The sequence below is a fragment of the Rhodococcus sp. 14-2470-1b genome (assembly GCF_002259415.1).
Classification (GTDB): Bacteria; Actinomycetota; Actinomycetes; order Mycobacteriales; family Mycobacteriaceae; genus Rhodococcoides.
Window position 1 is genome coordinate 26,877 of record NZ_NPFY01000035.1, and the last position, 26,976, is coordinate 53,852.

Annotated in this window: 24 protein-coding genes; 6 read left to right on the plus strand and 18 right to left on the minus strand. The window is 64.8% G+C overall.

All coding sequences use genetic code 11. From position 1 onward, the window contains the following. Nucleotides 1-7: 7 nt before the first annotated feature. On the plus strand, nucleotides 8-424 hold the full coding sequence (locus tag CH293_RS23335) for a PPOX class F420-dependent oxidoreductase (protein WP_037113301.1): 417 nt from the start codon (nucleotides 8-10) through the stop codon (nucleotides 422-424). Here the strand turns inward: CH293_RS23335 and CH293_RS23340 are convergent. Next, nucleotides 402-1,547, minus strand: coding sequence for a Xaa-Pro peptidase family protein (locus CH293_RS23340; protein WP_037113299.1), 1,146 nt, complete (start codon nucleotides 1,545-1,547; stop codon nucleotides 402-404). The genes CH293_RS23335 and CH293_RS23340 overlap by 23 nt on opposite strands. 29 nt (nucleotides 1,548-1,576) lie before the next feature. Between CH293_RS23340 and CH293_RS23345 the strand changes: the two genes are divergently transcribed. Continuing rightward, nucleotides 1,577-2,548: a 5'-3' exonuclease gene (locus tag CH293_RS23345; RefSeq protein WP_094721631.1), complete on the plus strand. Its 972-nt coding sequence runs from the start codon at nucleotides 1,577-1,579 to the stop codon at nucleotides 2,546-2,548. 43 nt (nucleotides 2,549-2,591) lie between these two features. On the opposite strand, the gene CH293_RS23350 is transcribed toward CH293_RS23345, so the two are convergent. The 7 genes from CH293_RS23350 to pafA all read right to left on the minus strand — a co-directional run bounded on the left by CH293_RS23350 (nucleotide 2,592) and on the right by pafA (nucleotide 11,017). Then, the gene (locus tag CH293_RS23350) at nucleotides 2,592-3,473 is read right to left on the minus strand and encodes a DUF4333 domain-containing protein (RefSeq protein ID WP_094721632.1); all 882 of its coding nucleotides are present in this window, start codon (nucleotides 3,471-3,473) and stop codon (nucleotides 2,592-2,594) included. Between the two features lie 50 nt (nucleotides 3,474-3,523). Next, entirely contained in the window at nucleotides 3,524-6,253 is a 2,730-nt protein-coding gene (locus CH293_RS23355; RefSeq protein WP_094721633.1) for an RNA helicase, read from the minus strand. 9 nt (nucleotides 6,254-6,262) lie between these two features. Continuing rightward, a complete protein-coding gene (tatC, locus tag CH293_RS23360; protein ID WP_037113293.1) occupies nucleotides 6,263-7,219 on the minus strand; it encodes a twin-arginine translocase subunit TatC in 957 nt (318 codons plus the stop codon). 65 nt (nucleotides 7,220-7,284) lie between these two features. After that, nucleotides 7,285-7,548 carry a Sec-independent protein translocase subunit TatA gene (gene tatA / locus CH293_RS23365; RefSeq protein WP_094721634.1) on the minus strand — a complete coding sequence of 88 codons (264 nt, stop codon included), beginning with the start codon at nucleotides 7,546-7,548 and terminating at the stop codon, nucleotides 7,285-7,287. A 74-nt stretch (nucleotides 7,549-7,622) separates the two neighbouring features. Continuing rightward, nucleotides 7,623-8,618, minus strand: a complete 996-nt coding sequence (locus CH293_RS23370) for a YafY family protein (protein ID WP_037113290.1) — start codon at nucleotides 8,616-8,618, stop codon at nucleotides 7,623-7,625. Beyond that, nucleotides 8,615-9,604, minus strand: coding sequence for a YafY family protein (locus CH293_RS23375; protein ID WP_094721635.1), 990 nt, complete (start codon nucleotides 9,602-9,604; stop codon nucleotides 8,615-8,617). The genes CH293_RS23370 and CH293_RS23375 overlap by 4 nt, the downstream gene beginning before the upstream one ends. 54 nt (nucleotides 9,605-9,658) lie before the next feature. Next, nucleotides 9,659-11,017: a Pup--protein ligase gene (gene pafA, locus CH293_RS23380; protein WP_026347980.1), complete on the minus strand. Its 1,359-nt coding sequence runs from the start codon at nucleotides 11,015-11,017 to the stop codon at nucleotides 9,659-9,661. 114 nt (nucleotides 11,018-11,131) lie between these two features. Between pafA and CH293_RS23385 the strand changes: the two genes are divergently transcribed. Further along, nucleotides 11,132-12,601: a bifunctional phosphatase PAP2/diacylglycerol kinase family protein gene (locus tag CH293_RS23385; protein ID WP_241483921.1), complete on the plus strand. Its 1,470-nt coding sequence runs from the start codon at nucleotides 11,132-11,134 to the stop codon at nucleotides 12,599-12,601. A gap of 93 nt (nucleotides 12,602-12,694) precedes the next feature. Here CH293_RS23385 and prcA read toward each other — a convergent pair whose 3' ends face one another. The 5 genes from prcA to arc all read right to left on the minus strand — a co-directional run bounded on the left by prcA (nucleotide 12,695) and on the right by arc (nucleotide 18,039). Next, nucleotides 12,695-13,486: a proteasome subunit alpha gene (prcA, locus tag CH293_RS23390; RefSeq protein ID WP_037113286.1), complete on the minus strand. Its 792-nt coding sequence runs from the start codon at nucleotides 13,484-13,486 to the stop codon at nucleotides 12,695-12,697. Beyond that, on the minus strand, nucleotides 13,483-14,382 hold the full coding sequence (prcB, locus tag CH293_RS23395) for a proteasome subunit beta (protein WP_019666268.1): 900 nt from the start codon (nucleotides 14,380-14,382) through the stop codon (nucleotides 13,483-13,485). The genes prcA and prcB overlap by 4 nt, the downstream gene beginning before the upstream one ends. Next, nucleotides 14,379-14,573, minus strand: coding sequence for a ubiquitin-like protein Pup (locus tag CH293_RS23400; protein ID WP_019666269.1), 195 nt, complete (start codon nucleotides 14,571-14,573; stop codon nucleotides 14,379-14,381). The genes prcB and CH293_RS23400 overlap by 4 nt, the downstream gene beginning before the upstream one ends. 97 nt (nucleotides 14,574-14,670) lie before the next feature. After that, nucleotides 14,671-16,170: a depupylase/deamidase Dop gene (gene dop / locus CH293_RS23405; protein ID WP_037113284.1), complete on the minus strand. Its 1,500-nt coding sequence runs from the start codon at nucleotides 16,168-16,170 to the stop codon at nucleotides 14,671-14,673. Between the two features lie 96 nt (nucleotides 16,171-16,266). Further along, on the minus strand, nucleotides 16,267-18,039 hold the full coding sequence (gene arc, locus CH293_RS23410; protein WP_037113444.1) for a proteasome ATPase: 1,773 nt from the start codon (nucleotides 18,037-18,039) through the stop codon (nucleotides 16,267-16,269). A gap of 180 nt (nucleotides 18,040-18,219) precedes the next feature. Between arc and CH293_RS23415 the strand changes: the two genes are divergently transcribed. Beyond that, nucleotides 18,220-18,720, plus strand: a complete 501-nt coding sequence (locus CH293_RS23415; protein ID WP_094721636.1) for a hypothetical protein — start codon at nucleotides 18,220-18,222, stop codon at nucleotides 18,718-18,720. A 4-nt stretch (nucleotides 18,721-18,724) separates the two neighbouring features. Here the strand turns inward: CH293_RS23415 and CH293_RS23420 are convergent, their stop codons facing one another. Further along, complete coding sequence (locus tag CH293_RS23420; RefSeq protein ID WP_176460106.1) at nucleotides 18,725-19,576, minus strand: tRNA (adenine-N1)-methyltransferase; 852 nt, start codon at nucleotides 19,574-19,576, stop codon at nucleotides 18,725-18,727. Nucleotides 19,577-19,854: 278 nt separating this feature from the next. On the opposite strand from CH293_RS23420, the gene CH293_RS23425 reads away from it, so the two are divergent. Next, entirely contained in the window at nucleotides 19,855-20,715 is an 861-nt protein-coding gene (locus CH293_RS23425) for a RecB family exonuclease (RefSeq protein ID WP_094721638.1), read from the plus strand. A gap of 5 nt (nucleotides 20,716-20,720) precedes the next feature. Then, a complete protein-coding gene (locus CH293_RS23430; RefSeq protein WP_094721737.1) occupies nucleotides 20,721-21,527 on the plus strand; it encodes a thioesterase family protein in 807 nt (268 codons plus the stop codon). Between the two features lie 9 nt (nucleotides 21,528-21,536). Here CH293_RS23430 and hisG read toward each other — a convergent pair whose 3' ends face one another. The 4 genes from hisG to metH are packed head-to-tail and all read right to left on the minus strand — an operon-like array spanning nucleotide 21,537 to nucleotide 26,971. After that, complete coding sequence (gene hisG, locus CH293_RS23435; protein ID WP_094721639.1) at nucleotides 21,537-22,388, minus strand: ATP phosphoribosyltransferase; 852 nt, start codon at nucleotides 22,386-22,388, stop codon at nucleotides 21,537-21,539. A gap of 50 nt (nucleotides 22,389-22,438) precedes the next feature. Beyond that, nucleotides 22,439-22,720 carry a phosphoribosyl-ATP diphosphatase gene (locus CH293_RS23440; protein ID WP_094620656.1) on the minus strand — a complete coding sequence of 94 codons (282 nt, stop codon included), beginning with the start codon at nucleotides 22,718-22,720 and terminating at the stop codon, nucleotides 22,439-22,441. Further along, nucleotides 22,717-23,409, minus strand: coding sequence for an HAD family phosphatase (locus CH293_RS23445; protein ID WP_094721640.1), 693 nt, complete (start codon nucleotides 23,407-23,409; stop codon nucleotides 22,717-22,719). Before CH293_RS23445 ends, CH293_RS23440 begins: the two co-directional genes overlap by 4 nt. After that, on the minus strand, nucleotides 23,402-26,971 hold the full coding sequence (metH, locus tag CH293_RS23450) for a methionine synthase (RefSeq protein ID WP_094721641.1): 3,570 nt from the start codon (nucleotides 26,969-26,971) through the stop codon (nucleotides 23,402-23,404). Before metH ends, CH293_RS23445 begins: the two co-directional genes overlap by 8 nt. Nucleotides 26,972-26,976 lie beyond the last annotated feature (5 nt).

Consider the following 26,976-nt stretch of genomic DNA (forward strand, 5'->3'; position numbering starts at 1 on the left):
GTGCATCATGGTCACCACCCCCGCATCCCTGACACCCGACGCCGCGGAGTTCCTCACCGAACGCCATCTCGCGACGCTGACCACCCTGCGCAGCGACGGTACTCCGCACGTCGTCGCCGTCGGATTCACGTGGGATCCCGACGGTGGGTTCGCCCGGGTGATCACCGGACGCGCAACACAGAAGGCACTGAACGCCTCCCGCGGCGGATACGCGGCCGTGAGCCAGATCGACGGCGCTCGGTGGTTGACGCTGGAGGGCACGTCGGAGGTGTTGACCGATCGCGCCGACGTGGTCGACGCCGAGAATCGTTACGCCGCGCGGTACCGAGTCCCTCGGGAGAACCCCGAGCGCGTGGTCATCCGCATCACGGTCCGGCGTGTGCTCGGTTCACGGTCGCTGCTCACGGCAACGGCAACACAGTGAGTCCGTGTGGGCGGAGATTGACCGACTCACAGCCGTCGGCGGTGACGATCACGATGTCCTCGATCCGGGCTCCCCACTGTCCGCGGAAGTAGATTCCCGGTTCGATGCTGAACGCCATCCCCTCGGTGAGTTCGATGTCGTTGCCGGACACGATGTACGGCTCCTCGTGGACCGACAGGCCGATTCCGTGGCCGGTGCGGTGGAGGAACGCCTCGCCCAGCCCTTCCGCCGCCAGGACCTCCCGGGCTGCGGCATCGACGGACTCGGCCGAGACACCAGGACGCACTCGGTCCACGGCGGCCTGTTGCGCGCGTTCGAGGACGGCGTACTGCGCCGCCACGTCGTCGGAGGGCTCGCCGAGGACGTACGTGCGAGTCGAGTCGGAGTTGTAACCCGGCGTCACAGGTCCACCGATGTCGATGACCACGACGTCGCCTGCTTCGATGGCACGATCGGACACCTCGTGGTGCGGATCGGCGCCGTGTGGACCGGACCCGACGATGATGAACGCTGCTTCTGTGTGTCCCTCCTCCAAGATGGCGGCTGCGATGTCCTCCGCGACGTCGGCTTCGGTTCGTCCGACTTTCAGAAAATCACCCATGCGGGCATGGACTCGGTCGATGGCCTGGCCCGCGCGACGCAACGCATCGATCTCCGCCTCGTCCTTGACCATACGGAGACGGCGCAGAACGTCGGTAGCCAGAACCGGTACTACACCGAGCCGGTTCGCCACCGGAACGAAATGCAGCGCGGGCATCGCGTCGTCGACCGCGGTCGTGGCGCCCGCGGGCAGCGCCGCTGCGATGATCTCGTACGGACTCACTCCGTCCACCCAATCGGCGAGCTCGAGCCCGAGATCGGCAATCGCCGAGTCCTTCAGCGCGGCAAGTTCCATCCTCGGGACCACCACCGTCGGTGTCGCACCACTCGACGGCACGACGAGACAGAGAAGACGCTCGAACGAACTCGCCCGCGAACCCAGCAGATACTGGAAGTCCGGTCCTGGTGAGATCAGCAGTGCGTCGAGGCCGGCCTCGGAGGCGAATTCGGCCGCACGTGCAAGTCGCGACGCGTAGGTCTCCGACGGGAATCTGGCTGCAGACTGTGTGGAAGTGGAACTCATGACCTACAGGCTATCGACGTTTTGGCAAGATGATCCACATGACCGCCCCTGGATCGTCGCCTCTGCTCCTTCTCGACGGAGCCAGCCTGTGGTTTCGCGCTTACTACGCTCTGCCCGAATCGATTACAGCACCCGACGGAACACCGGTGAACGCCGTACGTGGTTTCATCGACATGGTGTCGGCGCTGATGGCCCGCACCGAGCCGAGTCGCCTTGCGGTCTGCCTCGATCTGAACTGGCGACCGCAATTCCGCGTCGATCTGGTGCCGTCGTACAAAGCCCACCGCGTTGCCGAGGCTGCACCCGGTACGCCCGAGAGCGAAGAGGTGCCGGACAGCCTGTCACCGCAGGTCGACCTGATCATGGAGGTGCTCGCCGCGGCGGGCATCGCCACCGCAGGCGCCGAAGGGCTGGAGGCGGACGACGTGCTGGGAACCCTCGCGGGGCGGGAGCGGACCGACCCTGTCGTAGTCGTCAGCGGAGATCGGGACCTCCTTCAGGTCGCAGCCGACGAACCCAACCAGGTGAAAGTCCTCTACGTGGGACGGGGTCTGGCGAAAGCCGAACTGTTCGGGCCCGCCGAAGTGGCCGAGAAGTACGGAGTGCCCCTGGATCGTGCAGGTGACGCCTACGCCGAGCTGGCACTGCTACGCGGAGACAGCTCGGACGGTCTGCCGGGAGTCAAAGGCGTCGGCGAGAAAACGGCGTCCACACTCATGCTGAGGTACGGCTCGGTGACCGCGCTACGTGAGGCTGCCCTCGACCCGTCGTCGGACATGGCGCAGGGTGTTCGAGCCAAACTGGCTGCTGCTGCCGACTATCTCGATGCGGCGCTACCGGTGGTTCGCGTCGTCCGTGACGCCGACGTGGTCTTCTCCCGGTCGGACGTCATTCCGGCCGTCCCCGCCGACGCGGACAAGCTGGCCGAACTCGCCGCTCGACTGGGAATCGAGAACGCCGTGGGCAGACTCACTGCGGCCCTGTCGGTCCACGGGTCCTGAGCGTGGGGCCGGCCGGCCCCACGTGTCTGACGGGCGTTCGACGTCAACGCGGGCGTGACACCTCGTACGTGCCGTCGTCGTCGGTGAACGTCAGCGTCACCGTGCGCTCGAAACCGTCTACCTGAAGAGAGCACTCGAACGATGCTCCCTTCTCGATCTTCTTGCCCTCCGGGCACGAGACGTTGCTTACCGACGATGCACCGTAGGTTCCGGTCACGATGTCCTCGACACCGGCTTCGGCAGCTGCGGGATCGAGATTCTTGGAACCTCCGAATGTCAACGCCGCTCCGCCGATCACGACGATGGCAGCCACCAGACCACCGATCACGAAATACGGCGTCGTCGACTTGGTACCGCCGGGTGTCTGCTGCGCGGAATTCCACTGATTGCCCGGACCCTGCGGCTGACCGGGGAATTGCCCCTGCCCCCACTGCGGTTGTCCCGGATACTGACCGGGCTGCTGGCCAGGCTGCTGACCGTACGGTTGTCCCGGATACTGAGCATTCGGCTGACCGGGCTGACCATAAGGCTGGCCTGGATACTGCCCCGGCTGCGGACTGTGCTGCCCCGGCTGGCCGTACTGCTGCCCTGGATACTGAGTGTTGGGCTGGCCCGGATACTGGCTCGGCTGAGCAGGCTGACCGGGGTATACCGGTTGTTGACCCGGTTGCTGACCGTACGGCTGGGCCGGGTACTGCCCCTGCGGGTATCCGTACTGCCCGTACGCCTGCGGCGGATACTGCCCCTGCGAACCCTGCGGATGCGAGCTCGACGTGTCCGGATACGCCTGAGTCGGGTAGGCCGGGGTGGCTCCGCCATCCTGGGTCTGGCCCCACTGCTCCGTGTCCGGGGTGGCACCTTCCGGCTTCCCTTGTTCCCGCGACCACTGGTCGTCGGGGTTGTTCGGACCGTACGGGCCGCTCATCTCGCCTCCACGTGAATTCGATTGACCGGCAGCAACCATATCGGACACGGTTACGCAGCGTCGACTGCTACGACTCCTCGGCGTAATGCCGCGATCGCCCGCGCCGCTGCCTTCGACAACGCGGGATCCGGCGACGCCAGTCGGACCTGATCCAGCAGATCGATCACCTGTCGACACCACCGAACGAAGTCGCCGCCCGACAGTGCTTTTCCGCGATCGCCCGCGGCCATCAACGCGTCGGCGAGCGTGTGGTTGCTTGCCCAGCGGTAGACCGCCTTCACGAATCCCATGTCCGGTTCGCGGGTCTGTGGCAGCTTGTGCCGGATCTCGTCGGAACGCAGCTCGCCCCACACGCGGACCGTTTCTCCCAGCGCATGACGGATCGGCCCGGTCGGGCCCTGCGGGACGGTGTCGCCGACTTCCTGGCGAGACTCGAACACCACGGCGGACACCACCGCGGCCAGTTCGGCCGGAGCGAGCCCTGTCCAGAGACCCTGTCTCAGGCACTCGGACACCAGCAGGTCCGACTCGGAGTAGATGCGGCCGAGCCGCGCCCCGTGTTCGGTCACCGTGGGAGCCGTACCGGAGGTGATGTAGTCGCGCTCCGCGAGGAGGGCCAGAATGCGGTCGAAGGTTCGCGCGAGCGAATTGGTTGTCGCGGATACCTTCTGACGCATCGATTCGGTGTCACGAGCCAGCTTGTTGTAGCGCTCACCGACGCGGCCGAGTTCGTCCCGGTCCGAGCGTGAATGCACCGGGTGCGATCGAAGACTCCTACGTAGCGTGGCGAGTTCACTGTCGTCCGCTGCGGTCGACTTGCGCCGACGCCGATCCGACGGAGCCGAGATGCCTGTCGACCGCAACGCCGCCGACAGGTCGCGCCGCGTGCGAGCCGTGCGGTGGTCGATGAACTTCGGCAGACGCATACGACCGAGTGCGTACGCGGCGGACGGGAAATCTGCGGCCGACAGTCGTCCGGCCCACGCGTCTTCGGTCAACACCAGAGGTCGTGGATCGATTCGGTCGTCGTCGGATTCCAACACCACGGCCAATCCGCTGCGCTTGCCGCTGGGTACCGAGACCACGTCGCCGCGTTTGAGCTCGAGCAGAGACTCGACCGCCTGATCTCGGCGGTCCTGCCTGCCCTGACGCTCGAGCAGTCGCTCGCGCTCGGTGAGTCGCTCACGTAGTTTCGCGTACTCGAAATATTCGCCGTCGACGCCGCCGAGCCGTTCCAACAGACCGGCGAGAGTCTTGCCGTTGCGGTCGATGCCACGGACCAGACCGACGACCGATCGATCTGCCTGGAATTGTGCGAACGACCGTTCCAACAGCGTCCGTGATTCGGCGGCACCGAACTGCTCGATCAGATTGATCGACATGTTGTATCCCGGGCGGAACGAGCTGCGCAGCGGGAACGTACGAGTGGATGCGAGACCGGCGACCTCCGTCGGCTCGGTTCCTGGCTGCCACAGCACGACAGCGTGTCCTTCTACGTCGATTCCGCGTCGACCGGCACGGCCGGTGAGCTGGGTGTACTCCCCCGGGGTCAACTCCGCGTGAGATTCACCGTTGTACTTGACCAGCTTCTCGAGGACCACGGTGCGCGCGGGCATGTTGATGCCGAGGGCCAGGGTCTCGGTGGCGAACACGGCGCGAACCAGGCCCTTGACGAACAGTTCCTCCACCGTGTGGCGGAACACCGGGAGCATGCCCGCGTGATGGGCCGCGAGGCCGCGCTCGAGGGCTTCACGCCACTCCCAGTATCCGAGAACCTCGAGATCCTCCCTCGGCAGCTCGGCGGTGTGTTTGTCGACGATGTCGCGAATCTCTTCGGCCTGCTCAGGGGTGGTCAACACCAGCCGAGACCGGAGGCACTGCGTCAGCGCGCCGTCGCACCCGGCCCGACTGAAGATGAACGTGATCGCAGGAAGAAGTCCTTCCTCGTCGAGCTTGGAAATGACCTCCGGTCGCGGGAGCGGACGGTTCGCCATGCTCGAACCGCCGGCACGTCCACGGCCCCGTCCCCTGCCGTGCGGCGGTTGCCACCGGTCCACGTGGTCGAGCGACTGACGCTGTTTGACGTAGCGAACGAGGTCCTTGTCGACAACGAGCCTCGCCGATCCTTCTCCGCTCTGGGCACGGCTGTCGAACAGGTCGAACAGCCGCCTCCCCACCATGATGTGCTGAGACAGTGGAACCGGCCTGTTTTCGTCGACCACCACGGTGGTGTCACCGCGTACGGTTTCCATCCACGCGCCGAACTCCTCGGCGTTGCTGACGGTCGCGGACAGACTGACGAGCCGAACATCCTGCGACAGGTGCAGGATCACTTCCTCCCACACCGCGCCGCGGAAGCGATCGGCGAGGTAATGGACTTCATCCATCACGACATGCGAGAGGCCACGCAGCGCGTCCGACGACGCGTACAGCATGTTCCGTAGGACCTCAGTAGTCATCACCACGATGGGAGCATCGGCGTTCACGCTGGAGTCGCCCGTCAGCAGACCCACCGTGTCACGTCCGTAGCGAGCGGTGAGCTCGGCAAACTTCTGATTGCTCAGTGCCTTGATCGGTGTGGTGTAGAAGCACTTTCGACCTGCGGCAAGCGCGAGGTGGACAGCGAACTCGCCGATGATCGTCTTGCCCGCACCCGTCGGGGCGCAGACCAAGACCCCGTGCCCCGACTCGAGCGCGGTACACGCGTCCACCTGGAAACGATCCAACGGAAAATCGAGGTGCCCCGCGAATCGCTGAAGTTCGGACGTCGACACAGTCACACGATCACGTCAGATCGTGTCTGTGAAATCCCGCTCGGGTTGCTTCGGAGGAGTGACCGAAATCGGGGATGCAAGCGGACCAGCGGACTCGATCGACGATGCTTCGTCATCGGATACATCACCCCAATCATCTTTTCTCTTCCGCAACTTACGCTTGTCGTGAATGCGCGCTACTTGCACCGCCATCTCGAACAGCAGCGTGAGTGCAAGAGCAAGAGCAAGCATCGAGAACGGATCCTGGCCGGGTGTCGCGATCGCCGCGAAGACGAACAGACCCATGATGAGTCCGCGTCGCCACGCCTTGAGACGCTCGTACGTCAGTACACCGACGAAGTTCAGGGCCACGACGAGCAGCGGGATTTCGAAGCTCACGCCGAAGATGATCAGCAGATTGATGACGAAACCGAAGTACTGGGCACCGCTCAATGCGGTGATTTGCACGTTGTCACCGATGGACAGCAGGAAGTGCAGGCCCTTGGAGACGATGAAGTACGCCAACACAGCACCGCCGACGAACAGGATGGCAGCAGAGGTCACGAACGAGATCGCGTAGCGACGCTCCTGCTTGTAGAGACCGGGGGTGACGAACGCCCAGATCTGATACAGCCAGACGGGGCACGCAAGTACGACGCCCGCAGTGAAAGCCACCTTGAACCGCAGCAGGAATTGGTCGAACGGCCCGGTCGCGAGCAACCGGCACTCGTCCAGCCCGCTTGTGTTGCCGCTGAGGTCCGCTCGCAGACTCGGATCGAGCGAGCAGTACGGGCCGCGAAGAAGGTCGCCCAGACTTTCGATTCCGAGAATCGTGTGGGAATACCAGAAGAAGCCGAAGGCCGTGGTGACTGCCATGGCGAGTAGCGACCACATGAGGCGCGTGCGCAACTCGTAGAGATGATCGACCAACGACATGGTGCCGTCGGGATTCAAGCGGCGCTTGCTGCGCCTGGGATCGAACGGAATTCGCATACTCTGTCTTCGCTCAGCAGTGAACCGGGGTGCTGGTCAGCACCCCGGTTTGCCACGATGTCGCGTCAGGCGGACTTGGAGTCCGGCTGCGACGTCACGCTACCTGTGGCGCGAATGTCGCTGGCCTGCGAGTCGATCTGTGTCGGTGCCGGTGCCGGAGTAGCAGGCGTCTCGGACTTGCCGTCGTTCTGCATTTCCTTGACTTCACTCTTGAAGATTCGAAGCGAGCGACCGAGACCGCGTGCTGCGTCGGGCAGCTTCTTCGAACCGAACAGAATGACGACTACCAAAGCAACGATGGCCCAGTGCCACGGGCTCATGGCTCCCATGTTCTACCTCCCAAGATCAGATGACCCGAGCCTACCCGACGTTTTGCCACGTGGACTCCCTCGTCGCCGTCCGTTTACGGTGCGTTCACACCGGACTTTCCCGACACGACGTCGTCGTACGCCGCCAAGGCCTCGGCGGCCCTGTCCTCCACGCTTCGCTGCAGCTCCGGCGGACCCAAGACCTGCACACCCTCGCCGAATCCCAGCGTGAGACGCGTCATCCACGCGGGTGTCGCAAATCTCATCGTCACCACTATCGATCCGTCGGCCTCGGTGTCCACCACAGTCATCGGGTAGTAGTCCAGGATCCACGCATGACTCGGCAATACACGCAGACGCGCCTGAGGCAGGGACGGGTCGTCGTTGAAGATCTCGAAGCTGTCGTCCTCGTTCGCGCCTTCCGGCGGTGACGCCGGCACCTCGAGTTCCACAGCTCGGTCGATGCGGTCCAACCGGAACAGGCGCACACCTTCCGCGCTGCGGCACCAGGCTTGCAGATAGCTGTGGTCGTCGATCGACACTGTTCGGATCGGATCCACGACCCGCTCGGACACAGCATCGCGCGACGCGGAGTAGTACGTCAGTTCCAATGCGTGCTTGCTTCGCAGAGCTGAGCGAACGGCGGTCGCGATCGGGCTCTCGGGACGGTCGTCGGCAGGTTCCGCGCTTGCGTTTCCGGGAACGTTCGCGCTCGCCGAGCCTGCTGCTTGTTCGATCTTGGCGATAGCGCTCTGCGCAGCGCTCGGGTCGACCATGCCCGGCATCGACGTGAGCGACCGCAACGCCACGAGCAACGCCGTCGCCTCGGTGGACGTCAGCCGCAGAGGGCGGTCGATGCCCGCCGAGAACGTGACTTCGATGCTCTCCTCCGAGAACGACAGATCGATCAGATCACCCGGTCCGTAACCGGGCAGCCCGCACATCCAGAGCTGATTGAGATCGGTCATCAGCGTCGACGTGGACACCCCGAGCTCACGGGCAGCTTCCGCCGCGCTCAAGCCTGGGTTGGCGAGGAAGAACGGAACCATGTTCAGCAGCCGCGCCAGTCGGACCGACAGTCTCGCGCTCATCGCCCGACCACCGGAGCAACCGAACGCAGGGTCGCGATGACATCCGAGCGGAGCTCGGCGGGTTCGAGCACCACCGCGTCGGACCCGTGTCCGGCGATCGACCGGGCGACCCACTCCCACGAACGGACAGGAATCCGGATCACCGACCCGGGCCGTCCACCGATCATGCGATCCTCCACTGCTGTCCCCATCCGGCGCAGCTCCACCGCTCCGCCCTCGGCTACCCACACCGTCGCCGTTCCGTTGACCTCGGCGGTTCCGGCGACACGCGCGACGATCGATTGAACGTCCACGTCATCGGGTTTGCGGATACTTCCCGCCCGACCGAACGTCGTGACGTCGTCTCCGATACGCGACAACCGGAACGTCCTGGTGTCGTTGCGATCGACGTCGTGTCCGACCAGATACCACCGGCCCCGAAACGTGACCACACCCCAGGGCTCGACAGTGCGGGTCGTGTAGGGATCCGTTGCCGAGCTGCGGTGCTGAAACTTCACCGACCGGCCTGCATCGATTGCCGCGAGCAGTGCCCCGAGCGCAGGTTCCGATCCGCGGGTACGCGCCGGAACCGCCGTTACCGACGCCGCCGAGTCTTCCTGATCGACCTGGATTCCGGCGGCACGCAGCTTCACCAACGCGCTCTGCGCCGCGGAGGTCAACTCCGGAGATTCCCACAACTGCACCGCAACCGCGACCGCAGCCGCTTCCTCACGGGAAAGGTCGATTTCCGGGAGCTCGTACGCATCACGATTGATTCGATAGCCTTCGACTCCGAACGTCCCGGCAGAGACCCCGGTCTCGAGGGGTACACCCAGGTCACGGAGTTCGTTCTTGTCACGCTCGAACATGCGACTGAAGGCTTCGTCGCTGCCCGAGTCGCCGTAGCCCGCGACGCTGTCCCTGATCCGTTCGGCCGTCACGAACTGACGTGTCGACAACAGACAGATGACGAGATTCATCAATCGTTCGACTTTGGTGATCGCCACCCCAAGAACCCTAACCGTCCGAGTCGCTTCGGTCGCATCCCGCGCCTACGACCACTACATCGACGCGATCAACCGCTCCACCCGCTCGTCGACGGAGCGGAACGGGTCTTTGCAGAGGACAGTGCGTTGAGCCTGGTCGTTGAGCTTCAGGTGAACCCAGTCGACCGTGAAGTCGCGGCCTGCGTCCTGCGCGGCGGTGATGAATTCACCGCGGAGCTTTGCGCGTGTCGTCTGAGGAGGAAGATCGACGGCCTCGTCGATCTGCTCGTCCTCGGTCAACCTCTTCGCAAGACCCTTGCGCTGGAGCAGGTCGAACACCCCGCGACCACGTTTGATGTCGTGATAGGCCAGATCGAGCTGCGCGATCTTCGGATCGGACAGCTCCATCGAGTATCGATCCTGGTAGCGCTGGAACAGTTTTCGTTTGATGACCCAGTCGATCTCGGTGTCCACCTTCGCGAAGTCCTGAGCCTCCACCGCGTCGAGCGTCCTACCCCACAGGTCCACGACCTGCTCGATCTGAGTGTTGGGCTCGCGTGTTTTCAGATGCTCGACCGCCCTGGCGTAGTACTCCCGCTGGATCTCGAGCGCACTGGCCTGCCGTCCGCCGGCCAGACGAACGGGTCGTCGACCGGTCAGATCGTGGCTGACCTCGCGGATAGCTCGGATGGGATTGTCCAGCGCGAAGTCCCTGAAGGAGACCCCGGCCTCGATCATCTCGAGTACGAGAGCGGCCGTACCGACCTTGAGCATCGTGGTTGTCTCGGCCATGTTCGAGTCACCGACGATGACGTGCAATCGGCGGTACTTCTCGGCGTCTGCATGGGGTTCGTCGCGTGTGTTGATGATGGGACGTGACCGGGTGGTCGCCGACGACACACCTTCCCAGATGTGTTCGGCGCGCTGCGACAGGCAGAACGTGGCAGCTTTGGGCGTCTGCAGAATCTTCCCGGCGCCGCAGATGAGCTGGCGAGTGACGAGGAACGGCAGCAGCACATCCGAAATCCGCGAGAACTCCCCCGCTCGCTGGACCAGGTAGTTCTCGTGGCAGCCGTATGAATTGCCGGCCGAGTCGGTGTTGTTCTTGAACAGATAGATGTCCCCGCCGATACCTTCCTCGGCGAGTCGCTGTTCGGCGTCGATCAGCAGGTCCTCGAGGACTCGTTCACCCGCCCTGTCGTGAGTGACCAACTGCAGCAGACTGTCGCACTCGGCCGTCGCGTACTCGGGATGCGACCCGACATCGAGGTACAGGCGCGCACCGTTGCGGAGGAACACGTTGGAGCTACGGCCCCAGGACACGACCCGGCGGAAGAGGTAGCGGGCCACCTCGTCCGGGCTCAGCCGCCTGTGACCGTGAAAGGTACAGGTGACACCGAACTCGGTCTCGATGCCCATGATTCGTCGCTGCACACTTCGACAGTACAACGCAGACGCGCCGATGGAGCGTTCGAACGATGCACGGGGAAATGTGTCGGTTCCCGCGGGCTGCCTGCCGGCAGGAACGACCGCCTCTAGGCTGGGGTGGTGACCGAGACATCCCCTTCCTTGCCCGATCGCATCCACGCCTGGGATGTCGGATTGTTCGACCGGACCGCAGCCAGTCGTGCATCCGTCGCCGATCCGATTCTCCGAAACCTGAGTACGGCGGCCAATCACAGCGGCTTGTGGATCGCGGCATCGGGAGTGCTGGCGAGCAAGCGGGGTCCGACTCGTCGCGGAGCGGTACGTGGGTTGATGGCCGTGGCGGTAGCGAGTGCAGTGGCGAACGGTGTCCTCAAGCCTGCGTTTCCCCGAAGCCGTCCTGGTTTCGAGAGGACCCCCTTCGTCCGCCGAGTGTTGTCACCGCCCGTGTCGTCTTCTTTTCCCTCCGGCCACTCCGCGTCGGCGGCTGCCTTCGTCACCGGCGTGGCGCTCGAATCTCCGCTCGCTGCAGCCGCTTTGGCTCCGGTGGCCGCAGCGGTGTGCTACTCGCGCGTGCACACCGGGGTTCACTGGCCGACGGACGTGGTTGCCGGTGCCGCACTCGGTGCCGGAATCGCCTTGTCGACGCGCCGGTGGTGGGCCGTACGCACGGAAGAACCCGCTGAGCTCGGCCGATCCGTAGCCGCGCCGCAGCTTCCGCGCGGCAAGAACATGCTGATCATGATCAACCCCGGATCGGGTTCCGACGACACGATCGAGGACGACATCCGAGGCCTGCTGCCGGACGCCGACCTGTTCCGGCCCGACACCGACGGGGACTTCACCACACAGCTCGAGGACCGTATCGCCTCGACGTCCCCCACGGCACTCGGCGTCTGCGGCGGTGACGGGACAATCGTCAGCGTGGCCGAATCCGCCGCGCGGCACGATCTCCCACTCGCGGTGTTCCCGGGCGGAACGCTCAACCATTTCGCGCACGACGCCGGGGTTGCCGACGTCGACGCCACCGCACGCAGCATCGAGAACGGAACAGCCGACCGTGTCGATCTCGCCTACGTCGTCGTGGACAGCCAGGATCGCATCTCGTTCGTCAACACCGCGACGTTCGGCGGATACCCGGACTCCGTGCGACTGCGGGAGAAACTGCAGGAGCGAATCGGTAAATGGCCCGCTGCGGCCGTCGCGATGATACGAGTTCTCGCCCGCGCCCAACCGATGCAAATCGAATTGGACGGCCGTCGGCAGGCAGTGTGGATGCTGTTCGTCGGCAACGGCCAGTACGAGCCCACCGACCGGGTTCCGATGTCCAGGCCGTCGATAGGTTCCGGCACGCTGGACCTGAGGTACCTACCCTCGACTCCGTTCCTGTCGCGCACCCGACTCGTCCTGGCCGCGCTCACCGGAACGCTCGGATCGTCGTCGACGTACGTCCACTCGTCGGTTCATTCGCTGAAGGTCGAAGTCGAGGGCCCCGACGTTGCGCTTGCCACCGACGGCGAAGTCACCGCGGACGGCCGCACGTTCGAATTCGGAGTCGACGAGAACGGCCTCGCGCTCTACCGAGATCGATAGCGCACGAGGCCGCCGGGCCCGAAGGTGAAGGCAGGCTCCACTCCCGGGTTTACTCAGGTCATTCCGCAGGCTCCACTCCCGGCCGTACCCAGGTCATTCCGCAGGCTCCACTCCCGGCTGCCCGGGCGAGGGTTCCGGGTCGGCGGCATCGCGCCGAGGAAGCATGTCCTGCAACGCTGCTCCGGCGATGCGCCTGAACGCGCGCCTGGGCCGTCCTTGATCCAGGACGGCGACCTCGAGTGCGCTGACCTCGAGCACCTTCTTCTCCGGCTCCGTGCCGCCCTGTGCCGCCGGCGACGTGGCCGGTGCCGCGCCCGCCTCGAGTGCGGCAACCGAGATCTTCACAGCCGACGCCAAGTCGAGCCCGGTCCGGTAGGACTCCTTGAGGGCGGTGACGATCGGCTCGGTCGTGCCGCCCATGACCACGAAGTCCTGCTCGTCGACGATCGATCCGTCGTAGGTGATCCGGTAGAGCTGGCTGGCGACCGGTTCGTCGGAATGGGACACCTCGGCGACGCAGATCTCCACCTCGTAGGGCTTGAGCTGTTCGGTGAAGATGGTTCCGAGCGCCTGGGCGTACGTCTTCGCCAGGGATCGGCCCGTCACGTCGCGTCGGTCGTAGGTGTAGCCCTTGGTGTCCGCGTGGAGAATACCTGCCTTGCGCAGGTTCTCGAACTCGTTGTACTTCCCCACCGCGGCGAACCCGAGGCGGTCGTAGAGCTCACTCACCTTGTGCAGCGCCGAAGACCGGTTCTCCGCGACGAACAGCACCCCGTCCGCGAAGGAGAGCACGATGACGCTTCTACCGCGGGCGATGCCCTTGCGCGCAAGCTCGGAGCGATCGCGCATGATCTGCTCGGCTGACGCGTAGTACGGCATGGTCATGACGCAGTCCCCCCTTCGATCGTGCGGTCGGCGATGACGGCGCGAGCTGCGGCCGAGATGCGATCCTCGGCCACTTCGTCGGCGCCGACGCTGGTGATGGTCACCGCGGTCGGGTAGATACCGCGGGTGACGTCTGGTCCACCCGTCGCGGAGTCGTCGTCCGCCGCGTCGAACAGCGATTCCACGGCCGCCCGCAACGCGTCGTCCTCGCTCAGCCCGGGGGCGTAGAGCTTCTTGAGTGCCGACTTCGCGAACAGCGAACCGGACCCGACCGCGTGATACCCCGACCGTTCTTCGTAACGTCCGCCGACGACGTCGTAGGACACGATGCGACCGGCGCGATCGGGATCGGCAATGTCCACGTCGAAACCGACGAGCAACGGCACCGCGGCCAGACCCTGCATCGCCGCACCGAGGTTGCTTCGCACCATCGACGACAGCTTGTTCGCCTTGCCGTTGAACGTCAGCGGCACGCCCTCGATCTTCTCGTAATGCTCGAGTTCGACCGCGAACAGACGAACGAGTTCGATGGCGATACCCGCCGTTCCGGCAATGCCGGCGGCCGAGAACTCATCCGTGACGAACACCTTCTGCATGTCTCTGTTGGCAATCAAATTGCCTTGCGTGGCACGGCGATCACCGGCGATGAGCACGCCACCGGCGTACGTCACCGCCACGATCGTCGTGCCGTGCGGTGCCAAGTCCGAGTGCACCGGATTTCCTCCGCGGTCGCTCGTGAGGCCCCGCTCGTCCAGACCGCCGGAGAACTGCATCCGGCTCTCGGGGAGGAGATGCGGGGCGTGATCACGCAGATGGTCGGTGAACGAGGAGTGATGCGAGCCGAACGCCGGCAGAAAATCGGCCGCCGAGGGGTTCGCGCTGCGATCCACCGTCACTGGCCGCCCTTCTGAACGTAGGCGCGGACGAAGTCCTCTGCGTTTTCCTCGAGCACATCGTCGATCTCGTCGAGGAGGTCGTCGGTCTCTTCGGCCAACTTCTCGCGTCGTTCCTGACCGCCACCGGCCTCGCCGGGAACCTCGTCGTCGCCGTCACCACCGCCAGAGCGTCGTGTCTGCTCCTGAGCCATAGTCGTCGACCTCCTTACGTCATCGCAGTACCTGCTCGGACCTTCACCCTACCGATCACAGAGCGTCCTGGGGCGTCAAGACGCGACGGCAATCGACTCAGGACGTGAGTTGGTCCACCAGTTCCGCCGCGGTGTCCACGCTTTCCAGCAGTTCGCCGACATGAGATTTGCTTCCACGCAGCGGTTCCAACGTCGGAATTCGCACCAGCGAGTCGCCGCCGAGATCGAAGATCACCGAATCCCAACTCGCAGCCGCGATATCGGCGCCGAACTTACGCAACACCTCGCCTCGGAAGTACGCGCGCGTGTCGGACGGCGGAGTCGAGACGGCGTCGAGCACCTGCTGTTCGGTGACCAGCCGTTCCATCGACCCGCGCGCGACGAGCCGGTTGTACAGCCCCTTGTCCAACCGAACGTCCGAGTACTGGAGGTCGACCAGATGCAGTCGCGGCGCCGACCACCCGAGGCCTTCGCGCTGACGGAACCCTTCGAGCAGGCGCAGTTTGGCGGGCCAGTCCAGCAGGTTCGCGCACTCCATCGGATCGCGTTCGAGGAGGTCGAGAACCATGGCCCACTTGTCCAGGATGTCCGCGACGCGAGGATCGTTCTTGCCCTCGCCTGCAACGAACTTCGCCACCCTCTGGTGATAGATCCGCTGCAACGCGAGGGCGGTCAGCTCCCGTCCGTCCGTCAGTGCGACTGTCTGGCGAAGCGTCGGGTCGTGGCTGATCTGGTGAACCGCGGTGACCGGCCGTGCGAGCTGCAGATCGGACAGATCGACGCCGGCTTCGATGATGTCGAGAACCAGCGCCGTGGTACCCACTTTGAGGTACGTGGCCATCTCCGCGAGGTTGGCGTCGCCGATGATGCAATGCAGCCTGCGGTACTTGTCCGCGTCCGCGTGCGGCTCGTCACGAGTATTGATGATCCCGCGCTTCAGCGTCGTCTCCAGACCGACCTCGACCTCGATGTAGTCCGCTCGTTGCGACAACTGGAACCCGGACTCGTCACCGGACTGGCCGATGCCCACACGACCGGAGCCGGTGATGACCTGGCGGGAGGCGAAGAACGGCGACAGCCCGGCGATGACGGCCGAGAACGGAGTCGCGCGAGACATGAGGTAGTTCTCGTGGGTGCCGTAGGACGCGCCCTTGCCGTCCACGTTGTTCTTGTACAGCTGCAAGCGCGGTGCACCGGGAACACTCGACGCGTGCCGCGCCGCGGCCTCCATCACGCGTTCGCCTGCCTTGTCCCAGATCACCGCGTCGAGCGGGTCGCGAACCTCGGGTGCCGAGTACTCGGGATGCGCGTGGTCGACGTACAGACGGGCGCCGTTGGTGAGGATCATGTTCGCGGCGCCGACCTCGTCGGCGTCGATGACGGGAGCAGGCCCACTGAAACGACCGAGGTCGAATCCGCGCGCATCACGAAGCGGCGACTCGACCTCGTAGTCCCACCGAGTTCGCTTCGCCCGCGGAACTCCCGCGGCCGCCGCGTACGCGAGCACCGCCTGGGTCGAGGTGAGGATCGGGTTGGCCGTGGGTTCGGTCGGGGACGAGATTCCGTACTCGACCTCGATACCGATGATGCGCTCCATGGCCCCGAGCCTAGGTGATCGCGCCGTCCGCCATTGGAACCGACGCTGCCCGCGACCGCCACAGCGGTCGCGGGCAGCGTCGAACGCCTCGAATCCCTACAAGTACTGGCCGGTGTTCGACTCGGTGTCGATGGCCCGCGACGCACTGGCGTTCTTGCCTGTGACCAGCGTCCGGATGTAGACGATGCGCTCGCCCTTCTTGCCCGAGATTCGCGCCCAGTCGTCCGGATTGGTCGTGTTGGGCAGGTCCTCGTTCTCCGCGAACTCGTCGACGATGGAGTCGAACAGGTGTTGAACCCGCAGACCCGGATTACCGGACTCCAGAACCGATTTGATCGCGTACTTCTTGGAGCGGTCGACGATGTTCTGGATCATTGCACCCGAGTTGAAGTCCTTGAAGTACAGAACTTCCTTGTCCCCGTTGGCGTAGGTGACCTCGAGGAACCTGTTGTCCTCGCTCTCGGCGTACATGCGGTCCACGACGCGTTCGATCATCGCGCGGATGCACGAGGTCCGGTCGCCGCCGAACTCGGCAAGATCGTCCGCGTTGACCGGCAACGAGTCCGTCAGGTACTTGGAGAAGATGTCCTGCGCGGACTCGGCGTCCGGACGTTCGATCTTGATCTTGACATCGAGACGCCCCGGGCGAAGGATCGCCGGATCGATCATGTCCTCGCGGTTGGACGCACCGATCACGATGACGTTCTCCAGCCCTTCCACACCGTCGATCTCGGCGAGAAGCTGCGGGACGACCGTCGTCTCGACGTCCGAGGACACACCGGAACCACGCGTACGGAAGATCGAGTCCATCTCGTCGAAGAACACGATCACCGGCGTGCCCTCGGAGGCCTTCTCGCGCGCACGCTGGAAGATCAACCGAATGTGCCGTTCGGTCTCGCCGACGAACTTGTTGAGCAGCTCGGGGCCCTTGATGTTGAGAAAGAACGACTTGGCTTCCTTGGCATCCTGACCGCGCGCCTCGGCGATCTTCTTCGCGAGCGAGTTGGCGACGGCCTTGGCGATCAGAGTCTTGCCGCAGCCGGGCGGGCCGTACAGCAGAACGCCTTTCGGAGGCCTGAGCGAGTACTCGCGGAAGAGGTCCTTGTGCAGAAACGGCAACTCGACGGCGTCTCGGATCTGCTCGATCTGGCGACCGAGACCACCGATGTCCTCGTAGCCGACGTCCGGAACCTCCTCGAGCACCAAGTCCTCGACCTCGGCCTTGGGGACCCGCTCGAAGGCGTATCCGGCCTTCGTGTCGACGAGCAGCGAGTCACCGGGACGCAGCTTGCGCGACGGTTCGTCGGGGTCGTCGATGCCCTCGTCGTTCGCCATGTCGACGAGCGGCTTGGCGAGCCACACCACGCGTTCCTCGTCGGCATGACCGACGACCAATGCCCGCGAACCGTCTCCGAGAAGTTCACGGAGCGTGCTGATCTCGCCGACCTGTTCGAAGGAACCGGCCTCGACGATGGTGAGTGCCTCGTTGAGCCGTACCGTCTGACCCGCTGCCAACGACGACGACTCGACGTTGGGTGAGCACGCAAGGCGCATCTTCCGGCCGGATGTGAAGACGTCGACGGTGTCGTCCTCGTGAACAGCCATGAGAATGCCGTAGCCGCTGGGCGGTTGACCCAGCCGGTCGACTTCCTCACGCAGTGCGATCAACTGCTGACGAGCTTCCTTGAGCGTGTCCATCAATTTGGAGTTGCGCAGCGACAGCGAGTCGATGCGGGACTCCAGTTCACGGACGCGCTCCGGCGATTCTCCGAGCCCACCGAGCTGACGCCTCAGCGACGCCGCCTCGGCACGTAGCTCCTCGAGTTCCGCCCGGGCCGCAGCCGAATCCGGATTGTCTGTTGAGCTCATGAGCGACTCCTCCCAGTGAAGATCAGTCAACGCTACCGGCAGTTTCACGAATGTGCGTGTGGACACGTTCGAGCGCCCCGCACTTGTGACCGATCGGTTGCACCCCGGACAGGCGAATCGGCCATGTTAGCCTCACCTGACCGACCCGGTCCGACGCTATCTCGAAATGGGGCTTCACCAGTGAACAAGCGCATCACCTCGGCGTTCGCGGCTGCTGCTGCCACCGCGCTGCTCGTCACCGGCTGCGGTGGAAGCGATGATTCCGATCACGCCGATCCCAGTTCGGAATCCGCCGCTGCGTCGACCACCGACGCGGCAACGACGACGGCCGGCGCCGCGGCCGCTGCTCCGACGACGGCGGAACTCACCGACTCGTTGACCCTCATCGTCGCTCCCGATGTCGACGCCGCCACCAAGGCCGCGGAGATCGAGAACGGGCAGGAGCGGATCGCGAACCTGGAACAGATGACGGCTGCGCTCGCGAACTACGGCGAGATCACGTTCGACGTGTCGGAGCCGACGGTGGAGGGCGAAACTGCCACCGCGGCCGTTGCCATCGCGACGCCGCGAGGAACAGCGGCACCCTCGCCCAACACCTGGGTTCTGATCGACGGCAAGTGGAAGGTCTCCGACGCATCCGCGTGCGCGCTGCTCGCCATGGGACAGGCGCCCTGCGTCTAGCGCGTCAGCCCTTGCCGGAGCGACGCTGAGGCTTCGGAGTCACCGTGCCCGCCGCAAGTTTGCGTGCACTGACGAGAAACGCGGTGTGCCCCTGCATCCGATGTTCGGGGCGCACCGCCAAGCCGACGACGTGCCACCCTCGCACGATCGACTCCCATGATCTGGGCTCGGTCCAGCATTCCTGCCCGCGGAGGGTCTCGACGACCTTCGACAACTGCGTGACCGTCGCGACGTACACGATCAGCACTCCCCCGGGCACGAGCGCGTCGGCGACGGCAGGGAGCGCATCCCATGGCGCGAGCATGTCCAGAACGACCCGGTCCACCGTCTCCCCGGGGTGGTCCGCCCCGAAACGGTCGATGTCCGCGACGGTCAGTTCCCAGTTGGGCGGACGCTCACCGAAGAAGGTCTCGACGTTCTTCACCGCGTAGTCGGCGTGGTCCTGACGGATCTCGTAGGAGATGACCTTGCCCTCCGCACCGACGGCGCGCAGCAGCGAGCACGTCAGCGCACCGGAACCGGCCCCAGCCTCGAGCACTCGCGCACCGGGAAACACGTCTCCCTCGTGCACTATCTGCGCAGCGTCCTTCGGATAGATCACCTGCGCGCCGCGCGGCATCGACAGAACGTAATCGGTGAGCAGCGGTCGCAGCGCCAGGTACGGGGTGCCGTTTACCGAGGTGACGACGCTTCCCTCGTCCGCACCGATGAGTGCGTCGTGGGTGATTCCGCCGCGGTGCGTGTGGAATTCCTTGCCCGCGTCGAGAACGACGGTGTAGTGCCTGCCCTTGCCGTCGGTGAGCTGGACGCGGTCGCCGACGCGGAACGGACCGCTGCGCGCCGGTCCCGTGGACAGCGCCTGGGTGTCGTCTGTCTCCGACTGCGCCCCTGTCTCCGACTGCGCCCTTGTCTCCGACTGCGCCTCTGTCTCCGACTGAGTCTCGGGAGCCTGTGTCGACGGTCCAGCAGTCCCGAACACGCTTTCGTCCGAAGACTCCGAAAACCCGGAAGACACAGCAGACTACCTCTTTCGTATTGCAGAACAGATCCGGTGGGCCCGGCGGGCCGACACTCGGCCGCCTAAGACTACGGCCTTGCGTGAATCTGTCGGTCCACGGGCTTAGTCTGCAGAGCGTGAGTATCACCGATGTGCCTGCACCACCCGTCCGAACCGGCTCCACCAGCTCGACCCGACGGAGCGCACCGGCCCTGTCACCGTCCCGCGCGGGTGACTACAAGCAGTGCCCGCTGTTGTACCGCTTCCGTGCGATAGATCGGATACCGGAGAGATCGACGACGGCGCAGGTCAAGGGGACGGTGGTGCACGCCGCACTGGAGGCGCTCTACGGAATGCCCAGCGAGAGAAGACATTCGAAGACAGCTGTCGGTCTCGTCGACGCCGCGTGGGATCGTGTGTGCGCCGAATCTCCTGATGTCGCGGACACGGTCGTCGGTGACGAGCGCAGCGCTCTACTGGACCAGGCTCGGAACCTGGTCGCCGGGTATTACGAGATGGAAGATCCCACTCGATTCGATCCGGAGTCCTGCGAGCAACGGGTCGAGATCGACCTGGAGGACGGTACTCCGCTTCGAGGTTTCATCGACCGAATCGATGTCGCGCCCAACGGAATGGTTCGCGTCGTGGACTACAAGACGGGTAAGGCCCCTCGGGAGTTCACCGAGGCGAAGGCGCTGTTCCAGATGAAGTTCTATGCGCTCGTGGTCATGCGTCTGCGCGGAATCGTCCCGGCGCAACTGAAGCTGATGTATCTGGCGGACAAGCAATCACTCACCTATACCCCGGACGAGGGTGAGTTGATCAGGTTCGAGCGGATGCTCTCGGCGATCTGGAAAGCCATCGTCGCCGCAGGCAAGTCGGGCGATTTCCAGCCCAAACGCGGAAAGCTGTGCGGCTGGTGCGATCACCAAGCGCTGTGTCCTGAATTCGGCGGCACTCCCCCTGCGTATCCGGGCTGGCCGGAGGCCCGGTCGTGACCGGGATTCCCGACGCGTTCTTCGTGCCGGTCGGAGAAACTGAACCGGGCACCGAACGGTTCTCGAGTACCGAGCGGACGACGAGTCTCTGGGCGCCGACCATGCAGCACGGCGCTCCGCCGTCGGCTCTTCTGCTGCGAGCTCTCGAGCGCGTAGCTGCTCGGTCCGACGTTCGGGTGACGCGGGTGGTGGTCGAACTGCTCGGCCCCGTTCCCATCACGGACATCGTCGTGAAGTCCTGGGTCGAGCGACCAGGTAAGAACATCGAACTCGTCGCTGCCGAGCTGTGGGCAACCACCGCAACCGGGGTGGAGCGGGCAGTCGCGCGCGGAACAGCGTGGCGGATGACGACGGAAGACACCGCCGCCGTCACTCATGCGGCGGACCAGCGGCTGGCGCCGTTGTCGGACGCCTCGTTGCATTCGTGGGGAGGGCGATGGAAGTCCGGGTACCTAGACAACATCGAGGTCCAGGCACTCGGAAACTTCGGCGCCGACGGACCGGGCCTCGTCTGGGCGCGCCCGAAGACCGCTCTGATCCTCGGTGAAACCATGACCCCGCTCGAGCGTCTGTTCTCCATCGCCGACATCGCCAACGGGGTCGGTGCATCACTGGACCTCGACCAGTGGACGTTCCTGAACACGGACCTCACAGTGCACGTGTTCAGGATCCCGGAGGGAGAGTGGGTAGGTGTCGCGGCCGAGACCTCCGTGGGTCCGGACGGGGTGGCCATGTCCGCCGGCGTTCTTCACGACGAGCACGGACCGGTCGGGCGCATCGCCCAGACCGTGCTGGTCCGTCCCCGTTCCTGACCGTACCGGTCAGAACGCCCTGCAGGACCGAATGTCCGACGCGAGAATGGCTTTCGCGCCGAGGTCGGCAAGATCATCCATGACGGTGTTGTGAACCTTGCGAGAGACCATGGCACGCACGGCAATCCAGTTCTCGTCAGCCATGGGCGACAGCGTCGGGGACTCGATTCCGGGCGTGATCTTGACGGCCTCGTCGAGAATTGCCTTGGGGCAGTCGTAGTCCAGCATCAGATACTGCTGCGCGAACACGACGCCCTGGACGCGAGCGATGAGCTGCTTGCGTGTCTTGTCGGATCGATCGCTGCCCTCACGTTCGATGAGCACGCCCTCGGAATCGCAGAGCGATTCGCCGAATGCCACGAGATTGTTCTGGTGAAGGGAGCGGCCGGATTCCACGACGTCGGCGATGGCGTCGGCGACGCCGAGTTGGATCGAGATCTCCACGGCACCGTCGAGGCGGATGACCGTTGCTTCCAACCCTCGAGCCGCCAGGTCGGCCTTGACGAGGTTCGGGTACGACGTGGCGATACGCAGACCGTTCAGGTCTGCCGTGGACCACTCCTTTCCCTGTGGTCCCGCGTACCGAAAGGTAGAGCGGCCGAATCCGAGGCCGAGCAATTCTTCCACCGGCGCTCCGGAATCGAGCGCGAGGTCGCGGCCGGTGATGCCCAGGTCGAGTTGACCCGATCCGACGTAGATCGCGATGTCCTTGGGACGGAGAAAGAAGAATTCGACGCCGTTCGCATTGTCGAGGACGGTCAGGTCCTTCGAGTCGCTGCGGCGACGATAGCCGGCCTCCTTGAGGATTTCGGCTGCTGACTCGGAGAGGGCGCCCTTGTTGGGAACTGCTACACGCAACATTGCGAGGTCCTTAGATCGGAAAAGTCAGACGGTGAACGTGTGCACACGGTTCACAGATGTCGGTAGACATCGTCGAGCGTCAGGCCCCGACCCACCATCAGCACCTGGACCCAGTACAGCAGCTGCGAAATCTCCTCGGCGAGCGCTTCGTCGCCTTCGTGCTCGGCGGCGATCCAGACCTCACCTGCTTCTTCGATGATCTTCTTGCCCTGGGCATGCACGCCCGCATCCAACGCAGCGACGGTGCCGGAGCCCTCGGGGCGGGTGGCAGCGCGGTCGGTCAGCTCGGCGAACAGGGAATCGAAGGTCTTCACGGTGAAAGATTCTTTCATGACGACGCGGGCCGCCGTGCATCGCACCATGCCGAGCGGAGGTCGTCGGCCGTGAGACCGACGAGCGATTGGCGCACGACGTAGCCCGGAGACGCCGCCACCGCGACCTCCGACGGCACGAGGAGTACGGAGCAGCCCGCCCGGTGAGCCGACAGCGATCCGGTCGGAGAATCCTCGACTGCGAGGCACTGCGACGGGTCGAGGCCGAGCAGCGCGGCCCCCTTCAGATAAGGCGCCGGATGCGGCTTGCCTTCCTCGACCTCGTCGCCGCTGACGGTGAAGTCGAAGTACTCACGCCCGATGGTCTCCAATGCGTTCTCGACGAGTCCGCGTTCGGTGTTGGTGACCAGCGCGGTCCCCAGCCCGATCTCGCGGGCGAGCGCCAGCGCATCCTTGGCGCCGGGACGCCACGGGATACCTTCGGCGAACAGTTCGGACACGCGGGCGGTCAGCCAGTCGCGTCCGGCGGCGAGCGATTCCTCGGTCACTTCGGTCCCGGCGTGCACGAAGACCTTGGTCAGCGCCCCGCGCATGGAATTACCGAGCGTGCTCTCGCGAACCTCGGGGGTGAGCTCGCGTCCGTGGGTCGCGGACAGTTCCGCAACTGCGACGTCCCAGATCTTCTCCGAGTCGAGCAGTGTGCCGTCCATGTCCCACAGGACGCCCTGCAGAGAAGAGTTGTCAGACATTGAAGTACTTGGCCTCCGGGTGGTGAAGAACGAATGCGTCGGTGGATTGCTCGGGATGCAGCTGCAGTTCCTCCGAGAGCTTGACGCCGATACGTTCCGGTTCGAGCAGTGCCGCGAGCTTGACGCGATCCTCGAGGTCCGGGCATGCGCCGTAGCCGAACGAGTAACGAGCGCCCCGATATTCGAGCTTGAAGAAGCCCTCCGCGTCCTCCGGATCGTCCTCGGCGACGCTTCGGCCGCCTGTGAGTTTCAGCTCCTCGCGGACGCGGCGATGCCAGTACTCGGCGAGTGCCTCGGTCAGCTGCACACCGATACCGTGCACCTCGAGGTAATCGCGGTAGGAATCCGCTGCGAACAGCTCGTTGGCGAAGTCCGCGATGGGTTGGCCCATCGTCACCAGGTTCATCGGCAACACGTCGACCTGACCGGTGTCGCGGGCACGGTCGCGAGATCGAACGAAGTCCGCGATGCACAGGAAACGGTCCCGTTGCTGCCTCGGGAACGTGAACCGGAAGCGTTCGGGCGCATCAGGACTCGGCTCGGTGAGGACGATGACGTCGTCGCCTTCGGACACCGCGGGGAAGTAGCCGTACACGAGTGCCGCGTGGGCGAGGATGCCGTCGGTGCTGAGGCGGTCCAGCCAGTATCGCAGCCGCGGCTTGCCCTCCGACTCCACGAGATCCTCGTATGTCGCGCCCTCACCCTTACGAGCGCCGCGCAGGCCCCACTGTCCGAGGAAGAGCGCGCGCTCGTCGAGCAGACCCGAGTATTCCGACAACGACACGCCCTTGACGATGCGAGTGCCCCAGAACGGCGGTACAGGAGTCTCGACGTCGATCGCCACGTCGGACCGTTCCGGAACGACGACGAGGACCTCGGCTGCTTTGCGCTGCTCCGCGATTCGGCGCGAGCGCTCGTGGCGCGCCTTCCGTTCCTCGGCCTTCGCCTTGGCTTCGAGCGCCTCCGGACTGTCCGGAGCCGGACCCCCGCCCCGTTTGGTCGTCATGATGGTGTCCATCAGCCGCAGACCCTCGAACGCGTCGCGGGCGTAGTGGACATCGCCCTGATAGACGTCCTGAAGATCGTTCTCCACGTAGGACCGCGTCAACGCGGCGCCACCGAGCAGAACCGGGAACTGCTCGGCCACACCCTTGTTGTTGAGCTCGATCAGGTTGTCCTTCATGACGACCGTGGACTTCACGAGTAACCCGGACATGCCGATGACGTCGGCGCGCTTGTCGATCGCCGCTTCCAGAATAGTGGCGATCGGTTGTTTGATGCCCAGATTGACGACCTCGTATCCGTTGTTGCTCAGGATGATGTCGACCAGGTTCTTGCCGATGTCGTGAACGTCGCCCTTGACGGTTCCGAGCACGATGCGCCCCTTGCCGTCGTCGTCGGTGGCCTCCATATGCGGCTCCAGGTACGCCACGGCGGCTTTCATTACCTCGGCGGAGGCGAGCACGAACGGCAACTGCATCTGCCCCGACCCGAACAACTCGCCCACGGTCTTCATGCCGGACAACAGTGTCTCGTTGATGATCTCGAGCGGTGGCTTCTCCTCCATCGCGGCATCGAGATCGGCGTCGAGGCCGTTTCGCTCACCGTCGACGATGCGGCGCTCGAGTCGCTCGAACAGAGGCAGACGCGCCAGCTCCTCGGCCCTGGACTCGCGCGCGGACGCAGCCGAGACGCCCTCGAAGAGTTGCATCAGCTTCTGCAGCGGGTCGTACCCCTCGGATCTGCGGTCGTACACCAGATCGAGCGCAGTTTCGCGTTGCTCGTCCGGAATCTTGTTCATCGGCAGGATCTTCGACGCATGGACGATCGCAGTGTCCAACCCGGCCTCGGTGCACTCGTGCAGGAACACCGAGTTCAAGACCTGACGCGCTGCTGGGTTGAGCCCGAACGAGATGTTGGACAGACCGAGCGTGGTGTGCACCTTCGGGTACTTGGCCTTGAGCTGTCGAATTGCCTCGATGGTCTCGATGCCGTCTCGCCGGACCTCCTCCTGACCGGTGGAGATGGGGAACGTCAACGTGTCGACGATGATGTCCTCGTGGGACAGGCCCCAGTTGGTGGTGATGTCCTCGATCAACCGATCGGCGACGCGCACCTTCCACTCGGCCGTGCGAGCCTGACCTTCCTCGTCGATCGTCAGTGCGACGACTGCCGCGCCGTGCTCCTTGACCAGCTTCATGATCTTCTGGAAGCGCGAATCCGGTCCGTCGCCGTCCTCGTAGTTGACGGAGTTGACGGCGCTACGGCCGCCGAGGTGTTCGAGGCCTGCCTCCAGAACTGCAGGTTCGGTGGAGTCCAGCATGATCGGAAGTGTCGACGCCGTCGCCAGTCGTGATGCGAGCGCGGACATGTCGGCCGCGCCGTCGCGTCCGACGTAGTCGACGTTGAGATCGAGCATGTGTGCACCGTCGCGCGTCTGATCCTTGGCGATGTCGAGGCACTTCTCGTAGTCCTCGGCGATCATCGCATCGCGAAATGCCTTGGACCCGTTGGAGTTCGTCCGCTCGCCGATCATCAGGATGCTGGCATCCTGCTCGAACGGCACAGCCGAGTAGAGCGATGCCACACCGGGCTCGGGTGCAGGCGCCCGGTCGGCCTTCGCGACACCGTGCACGAGGTCCGCGACCTGACGGATGTGCTCCGGCGTGGTTCCGCAGCACCCACCGACGAGCGACAGGCCGTACTCCGACACGAAACCCCCGAGCGCGTCGGCGAGTTCCGGCGCCGTCAACGGGTATTCGGCTCCGCGAGGACCGAGCGTCGGCAAGCCGGCATTCGGCATGACCGACACCGGGAGTGTCGAATGCTTCGACAGGTGACGCAGGTGCTCGCTCATCTCGGCAGGACCCGTCGCGCAGTTCAGACCGATCATGTCGATCCCCAGTGGTTCGAGCGCCGTCAATGCAGCACCGATCTCGCTACCGAGGAGCATCGCGCCGGTCGTCTCGACGGTCACGTGCGTGATGATCGGGATACGCACGCCGAGCTTGTCCATCGCGTGCTGGCTGCCGATGATCGCAGCTTTCACCTGAAGCAGGTCCTGGCACGTCTCGACCAGGATGGCGTCGGCGCCGCCGTCGATCATGCCCAGCGCTGCCTCGACGTACGCGTCCCTCAACACGGCGAACGGCGCATGCCCCAACGTCGGAAGCTTCGTTCCAGGACCCATCGATCCCAGGACGAACCGATCCATCCCGTCGCGGCCCGGTCCCATCTCGTCGGCCGTTTCGCGGGCGAGGCGCGTTCCCTTCTCGGCCAGCTCACGGATTCGATCCGAGATCTCGTAGTCGGCGAGGTTGGGGAGGTTGCAACCGAACGTGTTGGTCTCGACCGCGTCCGCACCGGCATCGAAGTATGCGCGGTGGATCTCCCGTAGAACGTCCGGGCGCGTGTCGTTCAGGATTTCGTTGCAGCCCTCGAGTCCGAGGAAATCGTCGAGCGTCAGGTTCGCATCCTGCAGCATCGTGCCCATTGCCCCGTCGCCGATGACAACACGACTCCGAATCGCATCGAGCAGGCTGGTTCTATGTAGCGCAGGCATCCCTA

Coding starts and splice junctions, on each gene's coding strand:
- prcA (WP_037113286.1), bottom strand. CDS start 13,486: ATGACCATGCCGTACTACGCGTCAGCCGAGCAGATCATGCGCGATCGC.
- tatC (WP_037113293.1), bottom strand. CDS start 7,219: ATGCGAATTCCGTTCGATCCCAGGCGCAGCAAGCGCCGCTTGAATCCC.
- tatA (WP_094721634.1), bottom strand. CDS start 7,548: ATGGGAGCCATGAGCCCGTGGCACTGGGCCATCGTTGCTTTGGTAGTC.
- CH293_RS23370 (WP_037113290.1), bottom strand. CDS start 8,618: ATGAGCGCGAGACTGTCGGTCCGACTGGCGCGGCTGCTGAACATGGTT.
- CH293_RS23335 (WP_037113301.1), top strand. CDS start 8: ATGGTCACCACCCCCGCATCCCTGACACCCGACGCCGCGGAGTTCCTC.
- CH293_RS23400 (WP_019666269.1), bottom strand. CDS start 14,573: ATGGCTCAGGAGCAGACACGACGCTCTGGCGGTGGTGACGGCGACGAC.
- CH293_RS23445 (WP_094721640.1), bottom strand. CDS start 23,409: ATGTCTGACAACTCTTCTCTGCAGGGCGTCCTGTGGGACATGGACGGC.
- dop (WP_037113284.1), bottom strand. CDS start 16,170: ATGGAGCGCATCATCGGTATCGAGGTCGAGTACGGAATCTCGTCCCCG.
- CH293_RS23340 (WP_037113299.1), bottom strand. CDS start 1,547: ATGAGTTCCACTTCCACACAGTCTGCAGCCAGATTCCCGTCGGAGACC.
- hisG (WP_094721639.1), bottom strand. CDS start 22,388: ATGTTGCGTGTAGCAGTTCCCAACAAGGGCGCCCTCTCCGAGTCAGCA.
- metH (WP_094721641.1), bottom strand. CDS start 26,971: ATGCCTGCGCTACATAGAACCAGCCTGCTCGATGCGATTCGGAGTCGT.
- CH293_RS23350 (WP_094721632.1), bottom strand. CDS start 3,473: ATGAGCGGCCCGTACGGTCCGAACAACCCCGACGACCAGTGGTCGCGG.
- arc (WP_037113444.1), bottom strand. CDS start 18,039: ATGAGCTCAACAGACAATCCGGATTCGGCTGCGGCCCGGGCGGAACTC.
- CH293_RS23345 (WP_094721631.1), top strand. CDS start 1,577: ATGATCCACATGACCGCCCCTGGATCGTCGCCTCTGCTCCTTCTCGAC.
- CH293_RS23440 (WP_094620656.1), bottom strand. CDS start 22,720: ATGAAAGAATCTTTCACCGTGAAGACCTTCGATTCCCTGTTCGCCGAG.